Raw genomic sequence first — 24,828 nt, forward strand, 5'->3', positions numbered from 1 at the left:
TCGATTTCCTTTCAGTTGCCACTCAGAAAGCAGCGAACAAGTCGGCGGCGCGCAGCACGGCCTGTGCTGCCTCGGTCGGACGGGTGCGCAGGAAGTGGTGGCCGCCGTCGGCGAGCTCGTGCAGGTCGACCTGCTCGGCCAGGAGCTGCCAGTCGCGGTACCGGCGCGGGTACTTTGCAGTGCTCGGGTCGTCGGCGGCAACGACCACGGTGACCGGCGCGGACAGCTTCACCGCAGGCGGGCTCTCCAGGGCGTCGGCGAAATAGTGGTGTGCGGACACACAGTCGTGCCGGTAGGCGGCACCGACGTGCTCGGCGTGCTGCGCGTCCAGCTCAACGAGTTCTGTGTACCCGCCGTCTGCGCTCAGCTCCGCGGCGATCTCGGCGTTGCTCAGCCCGGTCAGCTCAGTGATGGCGGCACGCCGGTGGGCGGCGTCACCGAGCAGCTGTGCGCCGAGGAACACGCGCTGGACGTCCACCCCGCGCTCCTGCAGCTTTCTGGCCGTCTCCACGGCCAACGCGGTGCCCGAGGAATGGCCCCACAGCAGGACACTGGTCAGGCCGCGTCGGATGATCTCGTCGACGACCTGCTCGACCACCTGTGTCATCGGCGCGATCGACTCGCTTGCGGCGGTCACGTCGTGACCGGGCAACTCGACGGCGTAGACCGCCGGTCCGCCGCCCGCCAGCGCCCTGGCCATCGGCTGGAAGTTCACCGCGTTGCCGCCGGCGTAGGGGAAGCACACCAGGGCAGCGGTCTGCGCATCGTCCGATTCCGACAGTGGCTGAAGCAGCCCGGAGCGCTGCCCGGACCTGCCGTCGACCAGTCCGGCCAGGTCGGCAAGGACGGGGTGACGGGTGACGTCCTTGAGGGACACCGCACGGTCCAGGGTGATCGCCAGCTTCACTGCCGACAGCGACGTGCCACCCCGGTCGAAGAAGTGGTCCCGCCGTCCGATCTGGTTCTGCGGGATGCCGAGCACCTTCGCCCATGCGGCCGCCAGCTGCTGTTCGGTCGGCGTATTCGGCGCGTGGTAGTCGTCCTGGACGACGTCGAGTTCTTCGGCGAGCGCCCGCAGAGTCTTCCTGTCGATCTTGCTGTTGGCCGTCAGCGGCAGACCTTCCCGCCAGTGGAAGGCCGACGGGACCATGTACTCGGGCAGCGAATCGGCGAGCCGGTCCAGCAGGACGTCGGCCTCGAGTGGCTGCCGACCGGAGTAGAACGCCACCAGGTGCTTGCTCTGGTCGGCCCGCTCGGTGACCACCACCGCACCGTCGCGAACACCGGGCACCCGTACCAGGGTGTTCTCGATCTCGCCGATCTCGATCCGGAAGCCACGAATCTTCACCTGGGTGTCCCGGCGTCCGAGGAACTCCAGCTTGCCCTCGGGCCGCCAACGGCCGTAGTCGCCGCCCCGGTAGAGCCGGGCGCCCTCACGGTGCGGATCGGCCAGGTAGGCCTGCCGGGTGCGCTCGGGGTCGTTGACGTATCCGCGGCCGACGCAGACGCCGGAGAAGACGATCAGACCGGGGGCGCCGAGCGGCACCGGAGTCAGGTGCTCATCGACGACATAGACGTGCACGTTGTTGACCGCGGGACCCAGCAGGACCCCGTCCCCATCGGGAACGTGGTCCATGACCTCGTGGTTGGTGTCGTCCGAAGTCTCGGTCAGCCCATAGGCGTTGACCAGCTTGATCCCGGGCTGGGCGGCGAACCAGCGCTGCGTGAGCTCCTTCTTCAGCGCCTCGCCGGTGACCGACACGCACCGCAGGTCCGGCAGCTCGCGGGGGTGCTGCTGCAGACAGGACACGACGACGTCCAGGTAGGAGGGTACGACCTGGAGGACGGCGACCCGTCCGTCAATGATCTTGTCGACGAACCGCTGGACGTCCAGGATCACCTCCTGCTCCACCAGCAGGGTCCGCCCCCCGACGAGGAGCCCGGAGACCAGTTGCCACAGCGAGATGTCGAAGCACTGGGGCGCGGTCTGGGCGACCACCTGCCCCTCGCCGATCTCCAGGTCGTCGATCTTGGCGTAGAGGTGGTTGAGCATGCCCGCGTGCTCGCACATCGCGCCTTTGGGCTCACCAGTGGAGCCGGAGGTGAAATAGATGTAGGCGAGCTGGTCCGGTGCTACGCGGAGGCCCAGATCATCGTCGGCGTGGTCCTCTTCGTAGGCTGCGCCGACGAAGAGCTTCTGGACCCCGGACAGCGAGTCGAGGGCCTGGTCCAGCGTGGAGGTGCTGGCGGGTTCGGTCAGCACGAGCCCGCATGCGGCACGGGAGAGCATGGTCGCGAGGCGATCCGCCGGGAAATGCGGCTCGATGGGCAGGTACACGCCGCCGGCCTTGAAGACCGCGAGGACGGCGGCCATCCAGTCCAGGTTGCGCTCCGTCACCACCGCGACCACACCCTCGGTGCGCAGCCCCCGCGCCAGCAGGGCTCGTCCCAACCGGTTGGCACGCGCGTTGAGTTCTCGATAAGTCAGCTGCCGTTCGCCATGCACCGCCGCGATGGCGTCCGGGTGTGCTGCCACCCGCTGCTCGAACAGCTCGTGGAACCGGCGGTCCGGCAGCTCCCGCCGCGGACCGGCGAGCCCTTCGAGCTGGAAGCGGAGTTCCTCGGCGGAGAGCAGGCTCTGCCGCCCGTGCTCGGCGTCCGGATCCGCGGCGATCAGCGCGAGCGCTGTCAGGTGGTAACCGGCGATCCTGACGGCGTAGTCCGCATCGAGCGCGTCGGTCCGGTACCGCAGCCGCAGCACGAGGTGGCCATCGCGTTGCCGGAATCCCACCCACAGCACGGTGTCACCGGGGAGTTCGCCGCCCAAGCCGTGCGGATCGAACACGGTCTCGATCGACGGTTCGGCCAGGCCCAGCTCGCGCCTGAGCTCATCGACCGCAAAGTCCTTGTGCAACAGCAGATCGGACGCGACTCGATGGGTGTCCAGCAACAGCGTCCGCCATGAGTCGGGATCGGTCGTCAGTCGGCAGGGCAGCAGCGGGCCGCCCTCCGTGGCGACGTAGCCGGTCCCGACCTCGCGCTCGCCGGACAGCGCGGCGAGCACCTTGGCGTGCGCGGCCAGCAGCACCGAGTCGAGCGGCACCGCCAGCTCCTCGGCCAACCGCCCCAAAGCCGCCACGACGTCGTCGGGCACCGCCACCTCGTGTTCGCCGACGCCCGTCACCGGTTCGAGCGTCCACCGCGGGATTGCGGTGAATCCACCGGCGACGAGCACAACGCGCCAGAACTCCCGGTCGGCCTGCACTTGCAATTCCATCTGGTTGTCCCTCTCCAATCACCGTCGTGACCGTGCTGTTCAGCGCTGACAAGGGCGGCGCTGCTATCCCCGCGTCAACGCTTCGGGCTGATCGGGGGCATCTCGCATTTCCGCGGCGGGGTTTCCTCCCCAGCGTGCGTTCTGGGGGACTTCCTCGCCCTTCATGAGAAAGGAGTCGGGGGCGAGCACCGCGCCGCTGCCCATCGTCACGCCGTAATGGACGTGGGACCCCACACCGAGGGTGCAGCCGGCGCCGATCGTGCTGCGATCGGACTTGAAGGTGCCGTCCTCCTGCGAGTGGCACTGGATCTTGCTTCCCGCATTGAGCGTGCAGTCGCTCCCGATGGTGGTGAGCGTCCGCTCCGTCAGATAGCAGCCGTCATCGAAGACCCTGCTGCCGAGCCGAACACCCAGCATCCGCCAGATCACGTTCTTGAAAGGGGTCCCGTTGAAGACGTCGAGGTACGTGTCGGGCACCTTCCAGAGGCGCTCGTGCCACCAGAAGTACGGCGCGTAGATGGAACACAACTGCGGTTGCAGCGAGCGGAATGCCGCGATGCCGCGCTCCACCAGTACGAAGTAGACGGCGGTGAACCCGAGGCTGAACACCAGGTACGCGACGATCAGCAGATGCCCGTAGGAATCGTAGAGATCGAAGTTCGCCAGACCGATCAACGTGAGCACGAAGAAGTGCAGCCACCGCACGAGCAGGAAGAAGATCATCGAGCGGATGTTGTAGCGATTCTTTGCGGCGAGGCTGCGGCCCAACTCGTCGCCGTTCCGGAGATGGTCGAACCGGGAGTCACGCTCGACCGAACGGGGAATCTCGAAGCACGGCGAGCCGAGCAGGCCCACCCCCTCGCGTACCTCGCCGTCGAGCGGAACCATCACTTTCGTCGCGAGGAGGCAGTTCTCGCCCGTCCTGGCCCCTGAGGGAAAGGCGATGTTGTTCCCGATGAAGTTGTGTGGCCCGATCGAGGCCCGGGACACCCGGAAGGACGTGCTCGAGAATTCGGCATTGACGATGGAGAGCCCGTCAGCGACCATCGTTCCGCTGCCGACAGAGCACAGATACGGGGTCTCGTGTTGCACTTCCGTGCCGAAGTTCGACCCTGTCTGCTCGACCCGGGACAAGTCGTATCCGAGGCCGCGCAAATAGTGGACGATGTAGGAGCTGTCACCGAGCAGCCATTTGAAGAACTTCACGTTGGTCATGCGCCCGATCGCCCGGTGCGCCGAGTAGTGAAACCCGTACAGCGGATAGACCTTGTCCGGCTCGACGAACCGGTTCAGCAGGCGCGGAACGGTGAACAGCGCGGCCAGGCCCACGGCGACGAAGCCGAAGAACAGAATGGAGGAAAGGATCAGCGCGTCGATGTAGAGATCCGGCGATGTGAACCCCACCGTGCCCGGGCCCGGCCGGTTGTGCAGCGCCGGGACCTGGGTCACCAGCATGTACGCGCCCCCGACAACCAGTGGCACGTAGAGGAAGAACAGCTGAAGCACGGTGATGAGGCCGAAGCCGACCCGGCGCAGCGTGCCGCACTTGGCGGGCCCGATCGTCACGTAGTCGTGCTCCGTGACCTGTGCCGGGGATCCGTGCCAGTGCTGGCCGTTCGGGATCACCTGCCCGCTGTACAGCGTCGATGTGTGACCGAGTTGCGCCCCGTCACCCATCGACGTGTCGATGTCGAGCACGGTCTTCTCGCCGATGAAAACGTCCCGGCCAAGGGTGACCCGACCGGTCTGGATACGGCCGGCGTGCGCCCGGTAGCAGAGGAAGAACGAGTCTTTGCGGATCACCGTGCCGTCGCCGATCGTGAGCAGGTCGGGGCAGGCCGGAACACTGTGGGAGAGGATCGTGACTCCCTTGCCGACCCGTGCGCCCAGGGCTCGCAGGTACAGCACGTACAGGGGATTGCCGACGAAGAGAATCATCGGATTGGCATGGATCAGCACCTTGACGGTCCAGAAGCGCAGATACGTCAGGCCCCAGACCGGGAACTCGCGCGATTTCCACCGGCCGACGAGGAGCCATTTGGCCACGATCGGGAAGGTGCACAGACCGACGAAGCCGACGCCGCCGAAGACGAACGAGCGCAGGTAGATACCGATGAAATCCGAGCCGGCGGTGACCCACGTATAGCCCCGGTCGGCAACAAGGCCGGCGAGGAACGAATATCCCAGGAAAAGCAGGAACTGCAGCGTTCCGCAGAGGACGTACTGCACCGTGCCGGCCGGAGTCACCACCTCGGTCGGTGCCGGCACCGACGACTCGACGGGGGCGGGCGCGGCGTCCGCGAGACCCGTCGCCAGGCTTTGGATCGTCGGGTACTGGTAGATGTCCTTCATCGACGCCGATGGGAGGTCCGAACGCTTCCTGACCCGTGCGCAGAAATGGGCCATCACCAACGAGTTGGCGCCGAGGTCATCGAAGAAGTGACTGTCGACCGACACCCGTTCGACGCACATGACGTCAGCCAGCACCTCGGCGAGGTCTGTCTCGATGCCGGTCCCCGGGCCGGTGTACCTGCGTGTGCTGAGCGCAGATTCATCCGGCCCGGACATCAAGACCTCGACGGATTTCTCCTGCATGCGGGCTCCTTGAAGCGAACTTTCGAGTGTCGTCGGCCATTACGGTCGGCGCCCGTACTCGCGCTATTTCGATGGCCGGAGCGAGTGGTCCGGAAGTCACGAGGTCGGGATCCGTTGTCCGATTCCCAAACCGTCGCCTTAGTCTCAGCCGTCCACTGCCGGGCTGCCACTCGAACTCGATCGCGTTGGCGCGGCAGTGGCTCTCGATGGCGGCCAGGGATCCCTCGCTGCCGAGCGCCTGGCGTCCGCAGCACGGAGAGCTCGCTGCCCGGAAAATTCCTCATCCACGATTCCGCCCAATGGGCGGCGACGAGCTGCGCACGGGTCTCGTCCTACTGCATGCGAGTGGCGTGTGCCTGATCCGGGAGGGAGCTGCGCCGGGGCGCGCAATATCCGCCAAAAGAGGGTGACCGGCCCGCAGGAGCGCGTGGATATGGACAAGGCAGTCGGGACCGATGCCGAACGCGCCCGCCCTCTTCGCACTCGCTCACCGCGACGGAAGACTGATCGGGACGCTGGGCGAACCGGGTGAAGCCGGGACGGGCGCCGCTTGGGGGACGGACATGTCCGGGTCAGCGATCGGCCCGTACCGCCGCGTCGTACGGAGAAGATCTCGACTGTGATGGAGAACGCGGTGTCCTCCGGGGTGACGGCGCCCGGGCCGGGGCCGATCGGGTGGTGCCGGCAGGCGAGCAGCTTCGCGTACAGGCGTTGATGAAGGCCGCGAGGGCATCGCACACGATGACGTGGAACCCCAGGAATCGGTCGGCCCCGGAGAACGGGGCGGCATGGTCCCGCGCCCAAAAGATCAGCTGTCGGGGTGGTGCCGTCCGAGGTTCGAGACCGGGCGGACGAGGTGTTCCCAGTGACACGACCTCCAGGTCCGGCCCGTGGATCGCGCTCTCGGCGCGGCCGCCGCGGACATTGCCGAGCACGGTACTGTCGGCGCGCGCGGCGAGGGTCGCCCCGACCTGGCGTGCCGGGTTGCCGCCTGCGGCGGGATCGCCGTCGTTCCGGCGGCACAGCAGCTCTGCCGCCAGGTCGCGCACGGGTCGCCTCCTCAGCAGTGGGTGTACAGCGGCTGACGGCCCGGGTCACATGTTCTTCGCGCCCTCCTTGATGACCTCCCGGATACGCGTGTACGTGCCGCAGCGGCAGATGTTGCGGATCTCGTCGAGGTCGCGGTCCTCGATCTCGCGTCCATCGGCAGTGGCCTGCCGGACGTTGGCGACGGCGGCCGTGATCTGGCCCGGCCGGCAGTAGCCGCACTGCGCGACGTCCAGGTCCAGCCAGGCCTCCTGCATCGGGTGCAGGCCCTTGCCGACGGTGGCGGGCAGCCCCTCGATCGTGGTGATCTCGTCGTCCGGCGCGATCTTCGACACGGGAACCGAACACGGGCTGAAGGCCTTGCCGTTGATGTGCGACGTGCAGGCGTGGCACACGCCGAGACCGCAGCCGTACTTGGGTCCGTGACGACGAGCAGGTCGCGCAGCACCCACAACAGTCGTACATCGTCCTCGGCCTCGACGGTTATCTGCTCGCCGTTGAGCTTGAAAGTGTGGCTTGCCATGGCTGGAATCAGGGCTCCTCAGTAGGCGCGGTCAAGACCGTCGGTGGGGGACTGGGGTGTGGACGGTTCGAGGGGCAACGGCTCGAAGCCGAGGGTGCCATGGTTGATCGGGAAGCTCGTCGGCATCGTGCCGTCGCGCGGGCGTACGCGCAGGCGATGGCGGCGAACGCGGGTGCGACCCCCAACTCTCCTGCTCCGGAAGGCTTGTCGCTGGTGCTCGGCATGACGACGACCCGTAGTTCGGGCGGGGTGTTCCACTGCCGTGTGTAGAAGTAGTTGTCCCAACTGCCCTCCAGCGGGATGCCGTTCTTGATGTGCAGGCTGGTGGTGAGGGCCATGGTGGGGGCGTCGTTGAGACGGCCCATCATCTGGGTGTCCAGGCCACGGGGGTTGATGGCGAATCCCGCGTCGACGACCATCAGGGCCCTTGTGACGCGCGGTCCCGTCACCGCGTCCCGGACCTTCCGGTTGACGGTCTGCGGCCGACAGCCGATCTCGACGAGCGTGGCGACCGCGCCCCGGTACTCCGAGTACAGGCCGATTCCCTGGCATAGCGAGAAGCCACCCTGTTCACGGGGTGGAGGAGTCACGAACTCCCCGTCACCTGGTAGCAGCCTGGGCTGCTGCCGTGCCCGATCGACGAGACTTGGCAGCGGGGGCGCCCCTGCCCCTTTCGCCGAACGTTTCGACGGACACCGGATAAGGGACAAATGGGTGTCCTGCGTCAGTTGTCCAGCAGTCATCATGAAGGAGTGCGTACATGACGATCTCACTCGGTCTCGGTCTCCCGCAGATGAAGCAGTACGACATCGGCCGCGATGTGGCCGGCGTGGCTCGCGCGGCGGAGGAGACCGGATACGCGAGTCTTTGGGTCTTCGAGCGTGTCCTGTTTCCTGAGCCCGCCACTCAGGGGCTGTACGGCGTACCGGGGCTTCCGTGGCCCGACCAGTACCGCAGCGTCGCCGACCCACTCGTCACGCTCGCGCTGGCCACCGCGGCCACCGGCCGGGCCCGGCTCGGCACCAGCGTCCTGGTCGCGCCTTTGCACGTGCCGTTCCAACTGGCCCGTTCCCTGGCCTCGCTGGACGTCGCCAGCGGTGGGCGAGTGATCGCGGGTCTCGGCACGGGATGGTCTCTGGACGAGTATGCAGCCGCCTCCGTCGCGCCTTTCGAGAGGCGTGGTGCGGTCCTGGACGAGCTGCTCGACGTGTGCGCGGCCGTCTGGGGCCCGGACCCTGTCTCCTACGAGGGCGAGCTGACCACCATCGCCCCGTCCGAGGTCGGCCCCAAGCCGGTGCGCCCCATTCCGGTCTACCTGCCCGCGAACAGCCCGCGTGCCACCCGCCGTCTGGTCGACCGGGCGGACGGCTGGATGCCCGTGGCCATGGGCGCCGCTCGGCTGGCCGAGGAGTGGCGGCGGGTACAGGACGTGGCAGCCGAGCGCGGTCGGGAGCGTCCGGTCGACGTCTGTGCCCGTGCCAATGCGCGCTACAGCGCCAAGCCGTTCGAGGGTGCGGGCCGACAGCCCTTCCACGGGAGCGTGGCGCAGATCGTCGAAGACCTGGTGGCACACGCCGAAACGGGCGTAACGGAATTCCTGCTGGATCTCCAGGGCGCGACGCGCGACGCCGCGGAGCTGATCGACGTGGCGGCCGAGGTGTACGAGGCAGCGCGAGCCGCGGGCGTCTGACGATCGCACGATGGTGTCCGGGCCCGCTGCCCGGCACGGACGGACTGCGGAGACCGTCTCGCCGCAGGCCTGTTGAGGTGTTCCGGTCGTGCGCCGCCGTTGGTCGCAACCGCCGCTCGGAGAGGTGCTGGGAGGGATGCGTTCGTCCCAGCACCGTTCCGGCCCGCACGGGCTGTCGGCATCCCGCTCAGCCGGGCATCCTCCAACGCTGTTCGGACGGCTGTCCCGCGGCGTGGATCTCGAGGCAGGGTCAGCGCGCCTGCGGCCGGGACGAGTGAGCGGGCCGCGCGGGTAGTGACCGACGCGTTGCGTCAAGGCCCCGCCCGGTGGGCGGTGTCCTGGGCCGGGGCCCTCCGGACCGATTCCTGAGCGGCCGGCTCACCCCTGCTCCATCAGCCGCTCGGTCACCGACAGTGCCATGCGCAGCGCTCTGTCTCGGTCCGCCCCATGCCGGCCGAGGACGACGCGCGTACTCAACCCGTCGAGCAGGGCCAGGAGTTCGCAAGCGCGCGCCGTCGCATCCAGGTCCGCAGCGAAGTGGCCCTGCCGCACGCCCTTGGCGAGGAGCGATTCGAGGTCTCCTGCCAGCCGCGATCGATCTCGGCCCGGGCCTGGCGCAGCGGCTCGTTCGACTCCGTGCGCGCCATAGTTCGATCCACAGGGTCCAGCGCGGGTCGCGTGGCCCGTGGGCGTGCAAAGGCTGAAAGCGCCGGGCGGGAAGTGATCGCCGTGGACCCCGCAACTCCGCCCGTACTTGCCCCGAATGCGGGCACACCGCAAAGGAAAACCGGCCCACACAGGAGAAGTTCCACTGCGTCGAATGCGGCCACAGCGCACACGCCGACACAGTCGGGGCTCTCGACGTCCTACGGGCCGGGCCGGTCCGTCGCGAAGCCCAACCGGCATAGCGAGAATCCCCGCTCTTCAGAGCGGGGAGGAGCCACGAGAGCCGATGCCCGGAGGAACAGTCGGAGCAGGCGCCTCCCGCGCAACGGCTCGCCGTCAAGCGGCACCCGTCAGATCACGATGGATGACGCGCGCCGCGCCTTCGACCGTGCCGACGCCGTAGTCCATCGTGCGATTGCCGGTCGAGAGCACAGCCATGCCGTAGTCGTGACCGCCGCCGGTGAAGGCGCCCACGCTGTTCACCCGCCATCCGCCGGTGGTGCGTGGCAGCCAGCCGTTCTTGACGTGCACGGATGCCGTAGCGGGTGATCCGGCGGGCACCCCCCACTGCTGGCCGGGGGTGACGTGATTCATCAGACCGAGAGCGTAGCTGCGCGAGGTGGGGGTCAGCACCGCATTCTCCGTTGTCAGCAGTTGCATGAGCCGGAGCTGGTCGCCGGCGGTGATCTGGGTGAGGCCCCAGCTTTTACCTGCACCAGGAACGGTGTGCCGCATCTGTGCGAGCGTCAGGAACTTCTTGAAGCCGGCGGAACCGATCTGGTGCCAGAGTGCGGAGGTCGATTCGTTGTCCGACTTGGTGATCACGGCAGTGGCCAGCTTCACCTCCCGCGGAGTCAGCTTCCGGTGTGCCTCCTCGGCCTGCCGTAGCAGTGCTCCGAGCACCGAAACCTTCACCACGCTGGCGGAGTCGAAATGCGTGTCGGCCTTGAGCTCGCAGCTGGTTTCGGTGATCCGGTCGTAGAGGGCCAGCGACCATGTGCCCTGTCGCCCGTTGAGAGCCCCGGCTATGTCGTGGGACAGCTCGGAGGCCAGTCCTGGCTTCTTCGAGGTACAGACGACCTTCGAACCACCCGCCGTGGCACTGGCGGTGCCGGCCGACGCCGGGGTTGCCAAGGCGAATACGGTGAGCAACGAGCTTGCGGCCAGGGCAGTGGCCAGACCACGCCGCGAGCAGGTCAATATGTCAGATCCATGCATGAAGGCTGTGTCCTGTCTCGCTGTGTGCCGTGGGTCATCTCGCCGGACCTCGCGCGGCCGACCGAGAGCCGGAATCCCGCTGCGCTTGCTTACAACCGCTCAGCGAAGTGGGCTGCAGCGGGTCGCGGCCCTGGCGTCTGTACGGGCCGCGGAGAATCGATGAATGGGAATCGGGGCTCAGCGATACCGGATCGGATCCCAATTCATAGGCCACGGCGACGATACGTGGCCCCGGATCAGCGATCTTGAAAATCTGGGGTGAAATGCCCGATATGAGTACTTTGTCGATATGTGACGTTCGTCAAATCGGCAGCCCCTGAGGCGGCGCCCCCGAACGCCGAGGCGGCAGGGCGGTCCATGTCCTGCCCGGGATGCGCGGGCGCGCCGACGGGGCGCATCGTGATGCTCGGCCCGCTCCGGGAGCGTTCGATCCCGCAGTCGGCCGGCTCGCGCCGGCCGGGTCCTGTCGGGGATCCCCGACTCGCTGCTGCGTGGGCCCGGAGTCCGTTCCGGTCCGGCGCACCCCGCGCCCGGGTGCCGTTCCGGCGGAGGCTGTGGTGATGGCTGCCGGTACCGCGCGGTGGGCCGGGGGACTCGCTCGCGACATCCCACTCAGGTGGCACCGATTGAATGATCAAAGTGGCGGGGGGTTAGCATATGAGCGCCGCCTAGCTCGAAAGATAAACCTGTGACTGTCAATGACGACTCGTTCACCAATTGGAAGAACCGCGAGGAGATCGCGGAGTCGATGATCCCCGTCATCGGGAAGCTGCACCGGGAGCGGGACGTCACAGTCCTGCTTCACAGCCGCTCCTTGGTGAACAAGTCGGTGGTCAGCATTCTCAAGACCCACCGATTCGCCCGGCAGATCGCCGGTGAGGAACTCTCGGTCACCGAGACGCTGCCGTTCCTGCAGGCTCTTGCCACGCTCGATCTCGGCCCTTCCCAGATCGACATCGGCATGCTCGCCGCGACGTACAGGACCGACGGCCGAGGTCTCTCGGTGGCGGAGTTCACCGCCGAGGCCGTCGCCGGTGCCACGGGTGCCGACAAGATCGAGCGCCGCGAACCGCGCGATGTCGTGCTCTACGGGTTCGGCCGCATCGGCCGCCTCGTCGCCCGCCTGCTCATCGAGAAGGCCGGCTCGGGCAACGGCCTGCGCCTGCGCGCCATCGTCGTCCGCGGGGGCGGCGGCCGGGCCGACGGGGATCTCGTCAAGCGCGCCTCGCTGCTGCGCCGCGACTCCATCCACGGCCAGTTCCAGGGCACGATCACCGTCGACGAGGCGAACAGCACGATCATCGCCAACGGCAACGAGATCAAGGTGATCTACGCCAACGACCCGTCGGAGGTCGACTACACGGCGTACGGCATCAAAAACGCCATCCTCATCGACAACACCGGCAAGTGGCGCGACCGCGAGGGTCTGTCCAAGCACCTGCGCCCCGGCATCGGCAAGGTCGTCCTGACCGCGCCGGGCAAGGGCGACGTCCCCAACATCGTGCACGGGGTCAACCACGACACGATCAAGCCGGATGAGCAGATCCTGTCCTGCGCGTCCTGCACCACCAACGCGATCGTCCCGCCGCTGAAGGCGATGGCGGATGAGTACGGCGTCCTGCGTGGCCACGTGGAGACCGTCCACTCGTTCACCAACGACCAGAACCTGCTGGACAATTACCACAGCTCCGACCGCCGCGGCCGCTCGGCGCCGCTCAATATGGTCATCACCGAGACCGGCGCCGCCTCCGCCGTCGCCAAGGCGCTGCCCGAACTCAAGGCGCCGATCACCGGCAGCTCGATCCGCGTCCCGGTGCCGGACGTCTCGATCGCGATCCTCAGCCTGCGGCTCGGGCGCGAGAGCACCCGCGAGGAGGTTCTCGACTACCTCCGCAACGTGTCGCTGACCTCGCCGCTCAAGCGCCAGATCGACTTCACCACCGCCCCCGACGCGGTGTCGAGCGACTTCATCGGCTCGCGCCACGCCTCGATCGTCGACGCCGGCGCCACCAAGGTCGACGGCGACAACGCGATCCTCTACCTGTGGTACGACAACGAGTTCGGCTACTCCTGCCAGGTCATCCGCGTCGTCCAGCACGTCTCCGGGGTGGAGTACCCGACCTACCCGGTCCCGGCGGTCTGATCTCGGCGGACGATCCGGTCCGGCGTCCCGGCAGACGGGGCGGCGGTGGGGCGGCATCGGTTGCCGCCCCACCGCCCCCGCCACCGGCAGCGGAATTGGCCGTACGTCAGGAACCCGCAGTTTTCGTTCGTACGCGGCCCGCAGAGCCCCGACCGCGGTCCTGTCGTCGAACGCGATCAGCGCGGTGGGGCGTTCGGGCAGGTCGAGGAGTTCACCCGCGGCTTCATAGCCTCGGGTCGGTCGTCGGTTCGATGCCGCGCGGCAGACTGAGACGCTTCAGCGTCGCCACGACCACCAGTAGATACTGTCGTTGCTGCGCCAGGCGAAGCAGCTCAACCCTCAGCTCACCGTGATGGCCACTCCCTGGAGTCCGCCTGCGGTGGTGCAGCTCCGGCGACAGCAGTCCCGGCCAAACCTGGGCAGCTCATCCCGGATACGGGTCGTAGCAGTCCAGGGCGGGGTGGTAAAGCACCTGCCAGGTGTTCTCCTCGACAACCCCGGTCCTGTCCAGGCCGTGGCACCCCTGAATCCAGATGATCTTTTTCGACGTGGCTGAGTCGAAGACCCCGTCGACGGCGAGTTTCGGAACGCCGCCCCACACATTGCTCAGACACTGCGCCTGTTTCACGGACGGACCGGTGTTCACGTACGTGAGCACGGGACGATCGGTGGAGGACGTGTAGGAACATGTCTCCTCGGCGGCGGCCGCATCGTGCGTCGTCGTCGCCAGAGCCCCGGCGGTCAGCAGTGCTGTGCCGAGGGCCGCACACTTGCGACGGATCATGTCGGGCACTCCAATCCATATGGGCATCTGCGCCTCCACCAAGCATGGGGGCGCAAGCGTCGTCCCGCGCATTCGAACCGCCGCGCCCGCGCGAAGTGCACTGGCCGGCCCGGAGGCCGGTCGGCGGTGCGCGGACGACCGCTTGGTGAAGGCAGGGGCCTTCGGAGCGGCGTGGTCAGGGTGCCCAGCCCGGCGGCGCCGACCGCCGCGGCCCTCGGGGAGGCGGACGTCGGCCGGGGAGGGGGGAATCGCAGCTTGGAGCGGCCGCTGCCGCTGCGCTGCTCACTTACCACGGCTGTCAGCGTGTGACGGTGCCCCGGCCTGGGAGGCAGGCGTGTGAGGGGCCGTTTCTCGCGGCGCAGGCGCACGCATGCGCTTGGGGCCCCTGCGGCGCGAACCGGCAAGGAGCCGCCACCGTACAGTTGCCGCCTCCGTCAGGTCTCCGTGTCCTCCGCGCGGCGCTCACCCTCCGCCTGGGACGGCTGGGTCCGTGTCGTGGCGGGGTGCCGCTCCTCGGCCGGATTCATGTCCTCTTCCAGCCTCTCGCCCTCTGCTTGCGACGGCGTCGGGTACTCGTCGTTCTCGCTCATGGCCGCCTCCACAGTCGGAACGTATGCATACAAAATGAGCGTAACGCGCTGTCCGGCCGGGCAGCACGTCCACGACGCTCAGCGGGAGCTCCGCGCTCAGCCCCAGCACGTGGCGAGGAGCTCACCGGGCCGGACCGCATCCGGCCGACTCGTCAGCCGCCCGGGGGCGGTGCACTGTGGAAGACGTGGGCCTCAGTGAACGTCTTGCACGTCTGCGGGGGTCATGGCGGCCGGGCCATGCCCTGCTGGCGATTCCCGTTGTGCTCATCATCGTGATCACAGTCGTGGACCTCTTCGTGCCTGAGGACATCCATCTGGGACCGCTGCTGGTCATCGCGCCCGCGATCACTGCCTCATTCGCCGGGCCCCTGCTGACCGGAGCGATCGGGCTCCTGGCCGTGGCGGCCCAGACATACATCGGCCTGTACTTCGGCCTACTGTCCTCCCGGAACGTGGTGGTGCAGATTGCCGCCCTCGCTGGGCTCTCGGTCCTGATCGTGTTCTTCTGCGTGGTACGCGAGCGGCGCAGACGGGAGCTCGACCAGGTGCGGTCGGTGGCCGAAGCCGCGCAGCACGTCCTGCTGTGGCCCCTCCCGGACCGTATCGGCCCGCTACGGATCGCCTGCCTGTACCTGGCTGCCGAGGACGCGGCCCAGATCGGCGGCGACCTGTACGCAACCACCCGCATCGACGGCGGACCCGGGTGCTGATCGGTGATGTGAGAGGCAAGGGCCTGGCCGCCATCGGAGAAGCCGCCCTTCTGCTCGGCGCCTTCCGCGAGGCCGCCCACCAGCACACCGGCCTGCCCGCACTGGCCGCGGCCCTCGAACAGAGCATCTCCCCCTACCAGGCCGACTTCGAGCCGGAAGAGGAGGCCGGGGAACGCTTCGCCACCGTCCTGCTGCTGGAGATACCCGACCAGGGCCGAATCAGCCGCATGACCAGCTGCGGACACCCTGCACCGCTGCTGCTGAGCCCAGGGCACGCCGTCACAGTCCCGAGTCTGCACCCCGCGCGCCCGTTGGGGGTGGGCGGCACGGGTCCGACGGTCCGGATCCCGTTTCCCCATTGTTGTCTGACGGGGAGTCGAGTCCCAGAGGAAAACGACATGCGCGCGATCTCCGGCGCTGTCAGGCTTTGCCGGTGAACCGTGAACAGATATCCGGAATTGCCCATGCCGACCACCCGATCAAGTCCCCTCTCGACGACGACTCGGTGCGACAACTGTTGGAACGGGGCGTCCCGCGTGGCGACGAGCGGGTACTCGACCTGGGCTGCGGCGGCGGGGAGTGGCTTCTGCGCGCCCTGAACACGCACCCGAACCTGCTCGCCGAGGGCGTCGACACCTCCGAGCACGCGCTTCGGCAGGCCCGTGAGGCCGCGAGCCGCCTCGGCGTCCACACGCGCCTTGCACTGCACCACCAGGAGGCTGCGGACTTCCGTTCCACGTACTCGTTCGACCTGGTACTCAGCGTCGGGGCCACGCACGCCTTCGGCGGCCTGCTGCCCACCCTCGCGGCGGCGCGCAAGCACCTGGCCCCGGGCGGCCGTGTCCTGATCGGCGAGGGCTTCTGGGAACGTGAGCCGTCACCGGAGGCCGTCGAGATGTTCGGGGACCTCACCGACCTGGCGACCACCGTGGACCGTGTCGTCGCCGACGGGTGGACTCCCGTCCACGGGCATATCAGCACGCGCCGCGAGCTGGACGACTACGAGTGGGCCTGCTGGGGAGCACTCGCCTCCTGGGCTCTGGACCACCCTGCCGACCCGGACAGCTCGCACGTGCTCGAGACAGCCGCCATCCGCCGCACCGAATGGTTGCGCGTCTACCGGGACATGTGGGGCTTCGTCGGTCTGGTCCTGCGCCGTACATCCGACTGACCCCGGACGAGCCCCGGCGCCCCGGCCCCGTCCCGACAGATCGTGCAGGGACGTCCGGGCCCCGGGGCGTTCGACGAGTCGGCCGAGTCCGAAGCGGGCTCCGGCCCGGAGGAGCGGTTCCGGTGGGCGCCGAGCAGGCCCTTCCGATCTCACCCGTCCGCGTCAGCAAACGTGGGGGCTGCCTTCTCTCCATTGGGCTGCGGCCACGCCGGAGTTGCGTGGCCACGTGGGTCATGAGTCTGTGGGAATCGTGCTCTTACAGATCTCAGCCTTCAGGAGAAGACATGCACGCTGAGCAGAACGGCCGCTCGGCCGACAGGCTTTCCGTGGTGTACACGGTCCACGTCATCGAGGGCGGTGAGCAGGGGTTTCTGAAGGCGTACGATCAAATACGGAATTCCGTAGCCAGCGTCCCGGGACACATCATCGACCGGCTCGGAGAACCCGTCGACGACTCCCGCCAGTGGGTGATCACCAGCGAGTGGGAGACGCCCGACCACTTCTTCGCCTGGCAACAGAGCGAGGACCATCGCGCACTGCTGGCTCCGCTGCGCGCCTGGGTCGACCAGACCCAGTCGCTGCGATACCGGGTCATTCAGGAGACCGTGGGGGTGAAGGCATGACGCACCCCACCACTGGCCCCGTCGCCGTCCTGGGGCTCGGCACGATGGGCACCGGCCTGGCCACTCGCCTTCTCGAGCAGGGCGTACAGGTGCGGGTCTGGAACCGCACCGCGGAGCGGACCGAACCGCTCGCCCGGGCCGGCGCCGTCGCCGCAGCCCATCCGGCCGACGCCGTCGAGGGCACGAGCGCTGCCATCTGCACCGTGGCCGACGGCGATGCCCTCGCCGCCGTGCTGCACGGACCGGACGGGATCCAGGCCGGGGGCGCGTACCCAGGAGCCCTGGTCTGCGCCAGCACGGTCGCCCCCGAAGAGGTCGTCCGCCTCACCGGCGGCATGCACTCCGTCCTGGACGTCGGCATGCTCGGCAACCGGGAGCACGCCCGCAGCGGTGAGCTGCGGCTGTTCGTCGGCGGCGAGGAACGGGTCTTCACCGCGCGGCGGCCGTTGCTCGAACTGCTGAGCAAGGAGGTCGTCCACCTCGGCGAACTCGGTTCCGGCATGCGGATGAAGCTGCTCCTCAACCTGCTGATGGGGATCGAGGTGCAGGCTCTGGCCGAGGCCGTCGAGCTGGCGGCCGCCACCGGACTCGACCGGAAGCTCGTCCTCGCAACGATTGCCGGCAGCGGCTTCGCCTCGCCCGTCATGGCGTTCAAGTCCAAGCGGCTGGCAGTCGGGCGTTTCGACAAGCCCGACTTCCGGCTGAGCCTGATGGCCAAGGACCTCCTGCTCGCTGCCGAGCAGGCTGCGGCGGCCGGACTGCGGCTCCCCCTCGTCGACGCAGCCGCCCAGACCCACGTCCGCGCCACCGACCAGGGACACGGCGACGAGGACTGTGTCGCCGTCGCCCACGCACTCACACCGAACCCGGGAACTCACACGTGATCATCGACATCCACGGACATCTGTCCCCACCGGAGGCCGCCCGAAGCTTTCCCATGCCTCCCAGCCTGACCGACGTCGACGGAATGCTGGCCGCCCGCGCCCAGGCCGGCATCGACCTCACCATCATCGGCAGCCCGGTCGGCGCCGGCGCCATGGCGCGGGTTCCGGGCGTCGACAACTACTCGCAACCACGAGACCGGCTCCGAAGCTTCCACGCCTGGATGTCGGGCCTGATCGCCACCTTCCCGGACCAGTTGCGCGGGTACGTGTACGCCAACCCGTTCGGCGACGACGATCACCTGGAAGGAGTCCGGGAGACGCTGGCGGATCCCGCCTTCGTCGGCCTGATCACCACCTCCAGCGTCCACGGCGAACTGCTCGGCTCCCCGCGAGCCGACTCCTTCTTCTCACTGGCCGCCGAGACGGGAGTGCCGGTCCTGGTGCACGCCCCGGCCGAACCGATCGGCACGGACCGGGTCGACGACTTCGGCTTCGTCGAGCAGATCGGCCGGTTCGGCGACGTCACCATGGGCATGGCGATGATCGCGTTCGCGGGGTGGCTGGACAAATATCCGGGCCTGCGGCTGATCGGTGCCACCGGCGGCGGTGCCCTGGCGCTGCTGCCGGAACGCCTGCAGACAGCGGCGCGTCCCCGGCACTGGGGCGGGGGCAAACCGCCTGCGCCGTCCTCGGCCCCGGCTCCATCCTCCACTCCGCCGTCGGCCGACCCGGGCGGCGCACTGCAGCGCATGTATGTCGACACCAGCACATTCAGTCCGGCGCACCTGGGCCTCAACGCGGAGGTGCTGGGGCCGGAGCGGATGCTGTTCGGCACGGACTCGCCACCGATGTCCGTGCCCCTGGAGGAGTTCATGCACATGATCGAGAAGCTGCCGATCGACAAGGCGTCCCAGCAGCTCATCCTCGGCGGCAATGCCGAGGCCCTCTTCGACCTCAGGAGCCGTCCGTGACCACTGTGGACGATCCGGTCGCCGCAGCCGAGCGGTGCACCCCCGAGTTCCGACGGAACCCGCACCCGGTCTACGCGAGCCTCAGGGACACGGCACCCGTCTGCCCCATGCGGCCGCCGCACGGCATCGATACGTACCTGATCACGCGGTACGAGGACGCGAGAGCGGCCCTGGCGGATCCGCGGCTCAGCAAGGACATGTACGGGGCCATGGACGCCTACCGGAGGATCTTCGGTGACTCGTCCGTGGCTCTGGACGACAACATGCTCAACTCCGACCCGCCCAAGCACACCCGGCTGCGCAGACTCGTCAGCTCCACGTTCACCCCGCGTCGCGTGGACTCGCTGCGGCCGCGGATCCAGGACATCGTCGACACGCTGCTGGACAACTGTGCGACCCGCGAACCGGTCGACCTGCTGACCGCGTTCGCGTTCCCGCTGCCGATCATCGTGATCTGTGACCTGCTCGGCGTGCCGCCGGACGAACGGTCGGAGCTGCAGCGCCTGTCCACCACGGTGGCGCAGACAGGATTCAGCAAGGAATCCAAGCAGGCCCAGCAGAAGGCGGAAGAGAACCTGCACGCTTACTTCGCGGATCTCCTCTCGCGCAAGCGCAGCCGCCCGGGTGAGGACCTGCTCAGCGCGCTCACCGCGGCCCAGGACGAAAATGGCGGGCTCACCGAGCAGGAGCTGATCTCGACCGCGTTCCTGCTGATGTTCGCGGGGCACAAGACAACCGCCTACCTCATCGGCAACGCCGTCCACCATCTCCTCACCCATCCCGCCCAGCTCCGCGCCGTGCAGGAGAACCCGGAGCTGATCGGACAGACTGTGGAAGAACTGGTGCGCTTCGAGGGCTCGGTGGAGAGCGCGACGTTCCGCTTCGCGACCGAGGACGTGGAGATCGCCGGGACGCGGATTCCGAAGGGCTCCCTGGTTCAGATCGCGCTCAGTTCGGCCAATCGCGACCCGCTGAAATTTGACTCTCCGGACGAGTTGGATGTGACGCGACCGGCGAATGCGCAAAGTGCCCATCTGGGGTTCGGGCACGGCATCCACTACTGCCTGGGAGCGCCTCTGGCCAGACTGGAGGTGCAACTCGCTCTCACGGGTCTGTTCAGCCGTTTCCCGAGGGCGGCTCTGGCGGACCCCGGGCGCGAGGCGCCCTGGATGGAGGTTCCGTTCCCGGCCTTCCGCGGCCTCGCGGAGCTGCCTGTCGTGCTCAAGCCTGCCGTGCCGTGACCCACAGCGGGAAGACACTGGCATCCTGTCCGGGCCGCCTCAAAGACCCCGGGGCGGCCCGGCCGCCTCGGGGTATCGATTCCGGATGCGGTGGCTGTCCGGCGTCCCGACCGTCGTCGTGACCGTTTACACCGCTGTCGGCGGCCTGCGCGCAGCGTACGTTCCCGCCCCCGCCGCCAGCAGCATCACACAGCCCGCGAAGATCAGCCCGGCTTGGCGCAGCCCCAGCCATGTGGCCATGGCGCCGACCCCCACCACCGGTACCGAGATCCCGGCGTAGGCGACGACGAAGAACGCCGAAATCGTGCCGCCACGATGCTGTGCCGGCGCCGCATCGCTGACCAGGGTGAGCGCCGCGCGAAAGGCCAGCCCCTGGCCGGCGCCGCCGCACAGGGCCCCCAGGACGAGCAGGAGCATGGATTCGGCGATCAGCGATGACGCCACGAGCAGCAGGCCCACGACGAGGATGCCGCACCCCACGGGGAGCGCGAGGCGCGCGCCGATCCGGTGTGTCAAGGACTGCCCGACGGTCGAAGCAAGGAACACGGAGAACACAACGGCGCCCGAAACAGCCAGGTTGCGTACACCCAGCGTCTGCGAAGCGAAGCTCGGCGCGACCGCCGTGAACAGCCCGAGAAGCGCGAAGCCGGCGAACGCCGCCAGCGAGGCGGGCGCGAACACGCCCTTCACCTCGGGAGGCACCGTGACTCCCTGCGGCGTCAGAGGAGGCCATCGCTTCGGCTCCGCCACGGTCTCCGGCAGGAACCAGGTGATCCCACAGGCCACAGCCACCAGCCCCAGGTGGGCCCAGAACGGCAGCATCAGCGGCCAGGGCGTGTACTGCGCGAGGAGGCCGGAGAGCAGCGGCCCGCAGCCCAGACCACCCATGTTCGCCGCGGTGGCGGCGAACCCGGCCCGCGCCTTCTGCCCCGGACCGGCCAGCTCGATGACGGCCGCTGTCGCCGCACCGCTCAGCAAGCCGGCCGCGCAGCCGGACAACAGCCGCCCCGCGAAGAGCAGAGGCAGACCGCTCTGCAGGAGGAAGCAACCCGCACTCGCGGCCGACAAAGCCATGGCGCACAGGAGCACCGGTCTGCGGCCGACCTCGTCGGAGTAGTTTCCCGCCACCAGAAGCACGGTGATGACCGCGACGGCATACACGGCGAACACAACGGTCACCACCAGCTCGGAGAACCCGATCTGTTCCTGGTAGAGCCCGTACAACGGTGTGGGCAGGGTGGTCCCGGCCATCCCGATGGCGAAAACCACTGCCGCAGCCGGATAACCCGGCCGTCGGCCGTCGCCTGCGTCCACTGCGTCCGCGCGAACGATCACGCACGCCACCCTATGAGCGGCCACCCACTGAAGAGGCACCCGGCACGAGGTGACGAGGCGGATTGAGGGACGTCAGGATCATCAGTCCCAGAGTTTGTATGTCACGTCCCGCGGCGTCTGCGACGGCCTGCCGTCGGTGTAGGTGAGTTGCAGCCGTGTGAAGCGTTTCAGCTCAGGGTGCTTCTTCCAGGAGTCCGGGCGGTCGAGCCTGACGATGACGGGGTAGGAGTGGAACCTGCCGGCGGCACAGAAGGGCTGACAGTCATTCACTGCGTCGAGTCCTCTGCCCACAGCGGACGTGTGTCCCCAAGTGGACCACCGAAGTTCGATGAGGCGGTTGTTGCCATCGCCGCAGGCGAGCAAGAAGTCGCCGGGGCGTACTTGCGAATTCGAGAAACAGTCGACCACCACTGCATGGGCGGCCGCGGGTGACCCTGCGGATGCGGACGCTGGTGCTACCGCTGCCGCGAGCGCTGTGGCAGCACACAGCATGACCGCTGTTGTGAACTTGTCTCTTTGCATATCAGCTCCCCAGCTGCCTCTCTTCCGAGCCCGGGCGACCCCGCGGGTACGCCTCACTCGCCCCGCGCGCTGCGCGCCAGAAGCATGTGTCGGTGGCGGTGGCGCCGTGCTTTCCGCAGTTGTTCCTGAATCGACGCTACGACCGTGGCCAGGGATGCACCACCCGTACAGGCGACAGCCAGGCAGAGCAGAAGCGGAAGGAGTCCGCTCCGCCGGCAACGGCTGGCCTTCGACGAGTGATCGACAACCTGTCCGCGGCACCCCCCGGCTTGCGCTGAAACCGCTGCACCGAGCAGGTGGTCGTAGTGGTGTGCGGGCGTAGTCTGGCCGTAACGCCTGTGTACCGCGAGTGAGCGACGGAGGCGGCGCATGACCGACCCCTACGGCTTCCTCAAGACATCCCGCCGGCCCGTCCCGGCGCGTCCTGTCCAGGAGCGGCTGAGCGACTGGAACGAGGTCTACGCGGGGCAGGCGCGACTTCCGCTCGTGTCCGCGCAGGCCGGGCGTTGCATGGACTGCGGCATACCGTTCTGCCACAGCGGCTGTCCGCTGGGCAATCTCATCCCCGAGTGGAACGCGTACGCGAGGAAGGGCGACTGGTGGGCAGCGGCCGAGAGGCTGCACGCGACGAACAACTTCCCGGAATTCACCGGGCGGCTGTGCCCGGCGCCGTGTGAGGACGCCTGCGTGCTCACCATCAATGCCGATCCGGTGACGATCAAGAATGTCGAACAGGTGATCGCCGACCAGATCTGGGCGCGCGGATACGCGACGCCGCAACCGCCCGGGCGGCTCAGCGGCAAGACCGTCGCAGTCATCGGCTCCGGCCCCGCGGGACTGGCGGCAGCACAACAACTCACCCGCGTCGGTCACACCGTCGCGGTCTACGAGCGCGCCGACCGCATCGGCGGGCTGCTGCGCTACGGCATCCCCGCGTTCAAGTTGGAGAAGCGCCACCTGGACCGCCGCATCGAGCAGATGCGGGCGGAGGGCACCAAGTTCCGCACAGGTGTGGACGTCGGCAGCGATCTCGACGCCACCGAGCTCGTGGAGCGGCACGACGCGGTCGTCATCGCCGTCGGAGCCACGGGGCAACGGGAACTGCCCGTCCCGGGCCGTGAGCTCCACGGCATCCACCAGGCCATGGACTACCTGACCCTGGCCAACAGGGTCGCTGAGGGCGACCACGACGTGCCCGTCGTCACCGCCGAGGGCAAAAACGTGGTGATCGTCGGCGGCGGAGACACCGGCTCGGACTGTCTGGGCACCGTCCTGCGTCAGGGCGCCGCCTCCGTCGTGCAGTTGGACATCAATCCGGAGCCCGGTGACATCCGGCGGGACACCGAACCCTGGCCCGTGTATCCGAAGGTCTATCGGATATCCCATGCTCATGAAGAGGCCCGGGGGCGAGAGGGCACGGATCCGAGAGTCTTCTCCTCCGCCACCCTCAGCTTCGAAGGGGACCGGTCCGGCCAAGTGCGCGCGCTGCGACTGGCGGAAGTGGAGCCCGAGGACAGAAGGCCGCGGCTGGAGACGGAACGTGTGATTCCGGCGAATCTGGTCCTGCTCGCCCTCGGCTTCTTCGGTCCCGAACGGGGCACCGGCCTGACGCGGCAGCTCGGACTCACGCTGGACGACCGGGGGAACTTCGCCCGGAATGCTGCCTTCGCGGCCGAAACGGCAAAGTCGGCCGAGCGGGCAGCCGGCGCCGGGACCGTCGGGGTGTTCATCGCCGGTGACGCGGGACGCGGCCAGTCCCTCGTGGTGTGGGCCATCGCAGAGGGGCGGTCCGCAGCGGCCGCAACGGACCGCTATCTGAGCGGATCCACGGCGCTTCCGGCGCCCATCGCCCCACAGGACCGGCCTCTGGTCGCCTGACGCGGCGTCGCCGTCGGCATCCGGCCGACTGTCGGTGGACGACCGGACCGCCCGTCGCGGGATCGCACACCTTGGTCCAGTCACGCTCGGCGAATGACGCTGCCCGGAGCCAGAGCCGTGTCGCAGGGGCCTTTCAGATCTCCTTGCGGGACGCCATGCAGCCGAACCAGTCCCGCTTCACGTAGGCGGTCCGTGGCTGCCGTATTCCGAAGGTCCGTCAGACCCTTCCAGGTGGCCGCGAGCCGTGGAAATGCACTGATTGAGACCGGACTCGTACGGGATGCTGCACACGTGATTGCGCGAGGAACCGCCGTTCAGGCTGTCGAAGAACAGCTGGAGCACGACTATCAGCAGTGGCGAGCTGCGGATGGGGACGCGATGCGGATGGCTGTGGTCCGTGTCAGGGCGCACGAGTTGGTTTGGATCGTCTCCTGGCAGTCCGAGGAATTCGTACGGACTCAGAACTCGAAGTTCATGCTGATCGGCAACGGGCCGTACCTGGTCGACCGTGTCGACGGAGGACTGCACCGGATCGGCGTCGTCTCCGCGGTAACCGGAGAGTGGGAGGCCGACTATCGAGCCCGGATACGTGGGCTACCGGTACGCACCGCAGTGGACGATCTGCACGCCGCAATACACGCAGTCGCCGCTACACACGGACGCATGCACGCTGTGCGGACCCTGCGCCGGAGTCTGCCGGTACTGTCGCCTGCGGAGGCCATCGAGTACGTGAGCGCTGTGCTGGAAGGTGATGCCCCAGCGCGCCTTGTGGCCGTGGCCACCAAGGAACTCGTTGAGCCTCTCGACCCGGTACTCGCTGTGAAAACCATTCGACCCGGTGCGCCCCGCCAGACCGGCTGACGTCCGGCGGCGGGCTCGTTTCGGCGCCGTGGGGCTGGGGTCGTTGTCGATGCGGCGAGCGCGGCCGCGGCCGCGCCGGGGTGGATCCGGAGCCCGCGG

Annotated in this window: 20 protein-coding genes and 3 pseudogenes; 13 read left to right on the plus strand and 10 right to left on the minus strand. The window is 68.2% G+C overall.

Annotation, left to right across the window (positions count from 1 at the left end):
* Positions 1-22: 22 nt before the first annotated feature.
* Together IEZ15_RS17275 and IEZ15_RS17280 are read right to left on the minus strand one after the other, a co-directional pair.
* On the minus strand, positions 23-3,277 hold the full coding sequence (locus tag IEZ15_RS17275) for a non-ribosomal peptide synthetase (protein WP_189277819.1): 3,255 nt from the start codon (positions 3,275-3,277) through the stop codon (positions 23-25).
* Between the two features lie 63 nt (positions 3,278-3,340).
* Positions 3,341-5,872, minus strand: a complete 2,532-nt coding sequence (locus tag IEZ15_RS17280; RefSeq protein ID WP_189277821.1) for a Pls/PosA family non-ribosomal peptide synthetase — start codon at positions 5,870-5,872, stop codon at positions 3,341-3,343.
* A gap of 890 nt (positions 5,873-6,762) precedes the next feature.
* On the opposite strand from IEZ15_RS17280, the gene IEZ15_RS17285 reads away from it, so the two are divergent.
* Positions 6,763-6,957, plus strand: coding sequence for a hypothetical protein (locus IEZ15_RS17285; RefSeq protein ID WP_189277823.1), 195 nt, complete (start codon positions 6,763-6,765; stop codon positions 6,955-6,957).
* Between the two features lie 9 nt (positions 6,958-6,966).
* On the opposite strand, the pseudogene IEZ15_RS17290 reads toward IEZ15_RS17285, so the two are convergent.
* Both IEZ15_RS17290 and IEZ15_RS17295 read right to left on the minus strand, forming a co-directional pair.
* Positions 6,967-7,442: pseudogene (locus IEZ15_RS17290) on the minus strand ((2Fe-2S)-binding protein).
* Positions 7,443-7,460: 18 nt separating this feature from the next.
* Positions 7,461-7,990 (minus strand): annotated as a pseudogene (locus IEZ15_RS17295) (xanthine dehydrogenase family protein molybdopterin-binding subunit); the annotation flags it as partial.
* A gap of 212 nt (positions 7,991-8,202) precedes the next feature.
* Here IEZ15_RS17295 and IEZ15_RS17300 point away from each other — a divergent pair.
* Positions 8,203-9,132 (plus strand): LLM class F420-dependent oxidoreductase, encoded by a 930-nt coding sequence (locus tag IEZ15_RS17300; RefSeq protein WP_189277826.1) that lies wholly within the window; start codon positions 8,203-8,205, stop codon positions 9,130-9,132.
* A gap of 378 nt (positions 9,133-9,510) precedes the next feature.
* On the opposite strand, the gene IEZ15_RS44700 is transcribed toward IEZ15_RS17300, so the two are convergent.
* Positions 9,511-9,684 carry a TetR family transcriptional regulator C-terminal domain-containing protein gene (locus IEZ15_RS44700; protein WP_229845927.1) on the minus strand — a complete coding sequence of 58 codons (174 nt, stop codon included), beginning with the start codon at positions 9,682-9,684 and terminating at the stop codon, positions 9,511-9,513.
* Positions 9,685-9,825: 141 nt separating this feature from the next.
* Here IEZ15_RS44700 and IEZ15_RS17310 point away from each other — a divergent pair.
* Positions 9,826-10,040 (plus strand): annotated as a pseudogene (locus IEZ15_RS17310) (zinc ribbon domain-containing protein); the annotation flags it as partial.
* Positions 10,041-10,134: 94 nt separating this feature from the next.
* Here the strand turns inward: IEZ15_RS17310 and IEZ15_RS17315 are convergent.
* Complete coding sequence (locus IEZ15_RS17315; RefSeq protein WP_308427413.1) at positions 10,135-10,932, minus strand: serine hydrolase; 798 nt, start codon at positions 10,930-10,932, stop codon at positions 10,135-10,137.
* A 772-nt stretch (positions 10,933-11,704) separates the two neighbouring features.
* Here IEZ15_RS17315 and IEZ15_RS17320 point away from each other — a divergent pair.
* Complete coding sequence (locus tag IEZ15_RS17320; protein WP_114242943.1) at positions 11,705-13,159, plus strand: glyceraldehyde-3-phosphate dehydrogenase; 1,455 nt, start codon at positions 11,705-11,707, stop codon at positions 13,157-13,159.
* Positions 13,160-13,583: 424 nt separating this feature from the next.
* On the opposite strand, the gene IEZ15_RS17325 is transcribed toward IEZ15_RS17320, so the two are convergent.
* Positions 13,584-13,943, minus strand: a complete 360-nt coding sequence (locus tag IEZ15_RS17325; protein ID WP_189277830.1) for a peptidoglycan-binding domain-containing protein — start codon at positions 13,941-13,943, stop codon at positions 13,584-13,586.
* 434 nt (positions 13,944-14,377) lie between these two features.
* Positions 14,378-14,533, minus strand: coding sequence for a hypothetical protein (locus IEZ15_RS17330; RefSeq protein WP_189277832.1), 156 nt, complete (start codon positions 14,531-14,533; stop codon positions 14,378-14,380).
* A 272-nt stretch (positions 14,534-14,805) separates the two neighbouring features.
* Here IEZ15_RS17330 and IEZ15_RS44705 point away from each other — a divergent pair, with 272 nt between their 5' ends.
* The 7 genes from IEZ15_RS44705 to IEZ15_RS17360 all read left to right on the plus strand — a co-directional run bounded on the left by IEZ15_RS44705 (position 14,806) and on the right by IEZ15_RS17360 (position 20,133).
* Positions 14,806-15,243 carry a hypothetical protein gene (locus IEZ15_RS44705; protein ID WP_229845928.1) on the plus strand — a complete coding sequence of 146 codons (438 nt, stop codon included), beginning with the start codon at positions 14,806-14,808 and terminating at the stop codon, positions 15,241-15,243.
* A gap of 8 nt (positions 15,244-15,251) precedes the next feature.
* Entirely contained in the window at positions 15,252-15,680 is a 429-nt protein-coding gene (locus IEZ15_RS44710) for a SpoIIE family protein phosphatase (protein WP_229845929.1), read from the plus strand.
* Positions 15,677-16,414, plus strand: a complete 738-nt coding sequence (locus tag IEZ15_RS17340) for an SAM-dependent methyltransferase (protein ID WP_189277834.1) — start codon at positions 15,677-15,679, stop codon at positions 16,412-16,414. Before IEZ15_RS44710 ends, IEZ15_RS17340 begins: the two co-directional genes overlap by 4 nt.
* A gap of 284 nt (positions 16,415-16,698) precedes the next feature.
* Positions 16,699-17,037: an antibiotic biosynthesis monooxygenase family protein gene (locus IEZ15_RS17345; RefSeq protein WP_114242941.1), complete on the plus strand. Its 339-nt coding sequence runs from the start codon at positions 16,699-16,701 to the stop codon at positions 17,035-17,037.
* On the plus strand, positions 17,034-17,921 hold the full coding sequence (locus IEZ15_RS17350) for an NAD(P)-dependent oxidoreductase (protein ID WP_189277836.1): 888 nt from the start codon (positions 17,034-17,036) through the stop codon (positions 17,919-17,921). Before IEZ15_RS17345 ends, IEZ15_RS17350 begins: the two co-directional genes overlap by 4 nt.
* 53 nt (positions 17,922-17,974) lie before the next feature.
* Positions 17,975-18,892, plus strand: a complete 918-nt coding sequence (locus tag IEZ15_RS17355; RefSeq protein WP_229845930.1) for an amidohydrolase family protein — start codon at positions 17,975-17,977, stop codon at positions 18,890-18,892.
* Entirely contained in the window at positions 18,889-20,133 is a 1,245-nt protein-coding gene (locus IEZ15_RS17360; RefSeq protein ID WP_189277838.1) for a cytochrome P450 family protein, read from the plus strand. Before IEZ15_RS17355 ends, IEZ15_RS17360 begins: the two co-directional genes overlap by 4 nt.
* Positions 20,134-20,259: 126 nt before the next feature.
* Here the strand turns inward: IEZ15_RS17360 and IEZ15_RS17365 are convergent, their stop codons facing one another.
* Positions 20,260-21,468: an MFS transporter gene (locus IEZ15_RS17365; protein WP_373302578.1), complete on the minus strand. Its 1,209-nt coding sequence runs from the start codon at positions 21,466-21,468 to the stop codon at positions 20,260-20,262.
* Between the two features lie 81 nt (positions 21,469-21,549).
* Positions 21,550-21,738 (minus strand): hypothetical protein, encoded by a 189-nt coding sequence (locus tag IEZ15_RS46765; protein WP_308427414.1) that lies wholly within the window; start codon positions 21,736-21,738, stop codon positions 21,550-21,552.
* 621 nt (positions 21,739-22,359) lie between these two features.
* Here IEZ15_RS46765 and IEZ15_RS17375 point away from each other — a divergent pair.
* Both IEZ15_RS17375 and IEZ15_RS17380 read left to right on the plus strand, forming a co-directional pair.
* Positions 22,360-23,868, plus strand: coding sequence for a glutamate synthase subunit beta (locus IEZ15_RS17375; protein WP_189277840.1), 1,509 nt, complete (start codon positions 22,360-22,362; stop codon positions 23,866-23,868).
* Positions 23,869-24,159: 291 nt separating this feature from the next.
* Positions 24,160-24,729 (plus strand): YrhB domain-containing protein, encoded by a 570-nt coding sequence (locus IEZ15_RS17380; protein WP_189277842.1) that lies wholly within the window; start codon positions 24,160-24,162, stop codon positions 24,727-24,729.
* Positions 24,730-24,828 lie beyond the last annotated feature (99 nt).

The sequence above is a fragment of the Streptomyces atratus genome (genome assembly GCF_014648655.1).
GTDB classification, from domain to species: domain Bacteria; phylum Actinomycetota; class Actinomycetes; order Streptomycetales; family Streptomycetaceae; genus Streptomyces; species Streptomyces atratus.

Bases quoted from the DNA above. Each gene is read 5' to 3' on its own strand.
- IEZ15_RS17275 (WP_189277819.1), bottom strand. From the start codon at position 3,277: ATGGAATTGCAAGTGCAGGCCGACCGGGAGTTCTGGCGCGTTGTGCTC.
- IEZ15_RS17280 (WP_189277821.1), bottom strand. From the start codon at position 5,872: ATGCAGGAGAAATCCGTCGAGGTCTTGATGTCCGGGCCGGATGAATCT.
- IEZ15_RS17300 (WP_189277826.1), top strand. From the start codon at position 8,203: ATGACGATCTCACTCGGTCTCGGTCTCCCGCAGATGAAGCAGTACGAC.
- IEZ15_RS17325 (WP_189277830.1), bottom strand. From the start codon at position 13,943: ATGATCCGTCGCAAGTGTGCGGCCCTCGGCACAGCACTGCTGACCGCC.
- IEZ15_RS17330 (WP_189277832.1), bottom strand. From the start codon at position 14,533: ATGAGCGAGAACGACGAGTACCCGACGCCGTCGCAAGCAGAGGGCGAG.
- IEZ15_RS17345 (WP_114242941.1), top strand. From the start codon at position 16,699: ATGCACGCTGAGCAGAACGGCCGCTCGGCCGACAGGCTTTCCGTGGTG.
- IEZ15_RS17350 (WP_189277836.1), top strand. From the start codon at position 17,034: ATGACGCACCCCACCACTGGCCCCGTCGCCGTCCTGGGGCTCGGCACG.
- IEZ15_RS17355 (WP_229845930.1), top strand. From the start codon at position 17,975: ATGCCTCCCAGCCTGACCGACGTCGACGGAATGCTGGCCGCCCGCGCC.
- IEZ15_RS17375 (WP_189277840.1), top strand. From the start codon at position 22,360: ATGACCGACCCCTACGGCTTCCTCAAGACATCCCGCCGGCCCGTCCCG.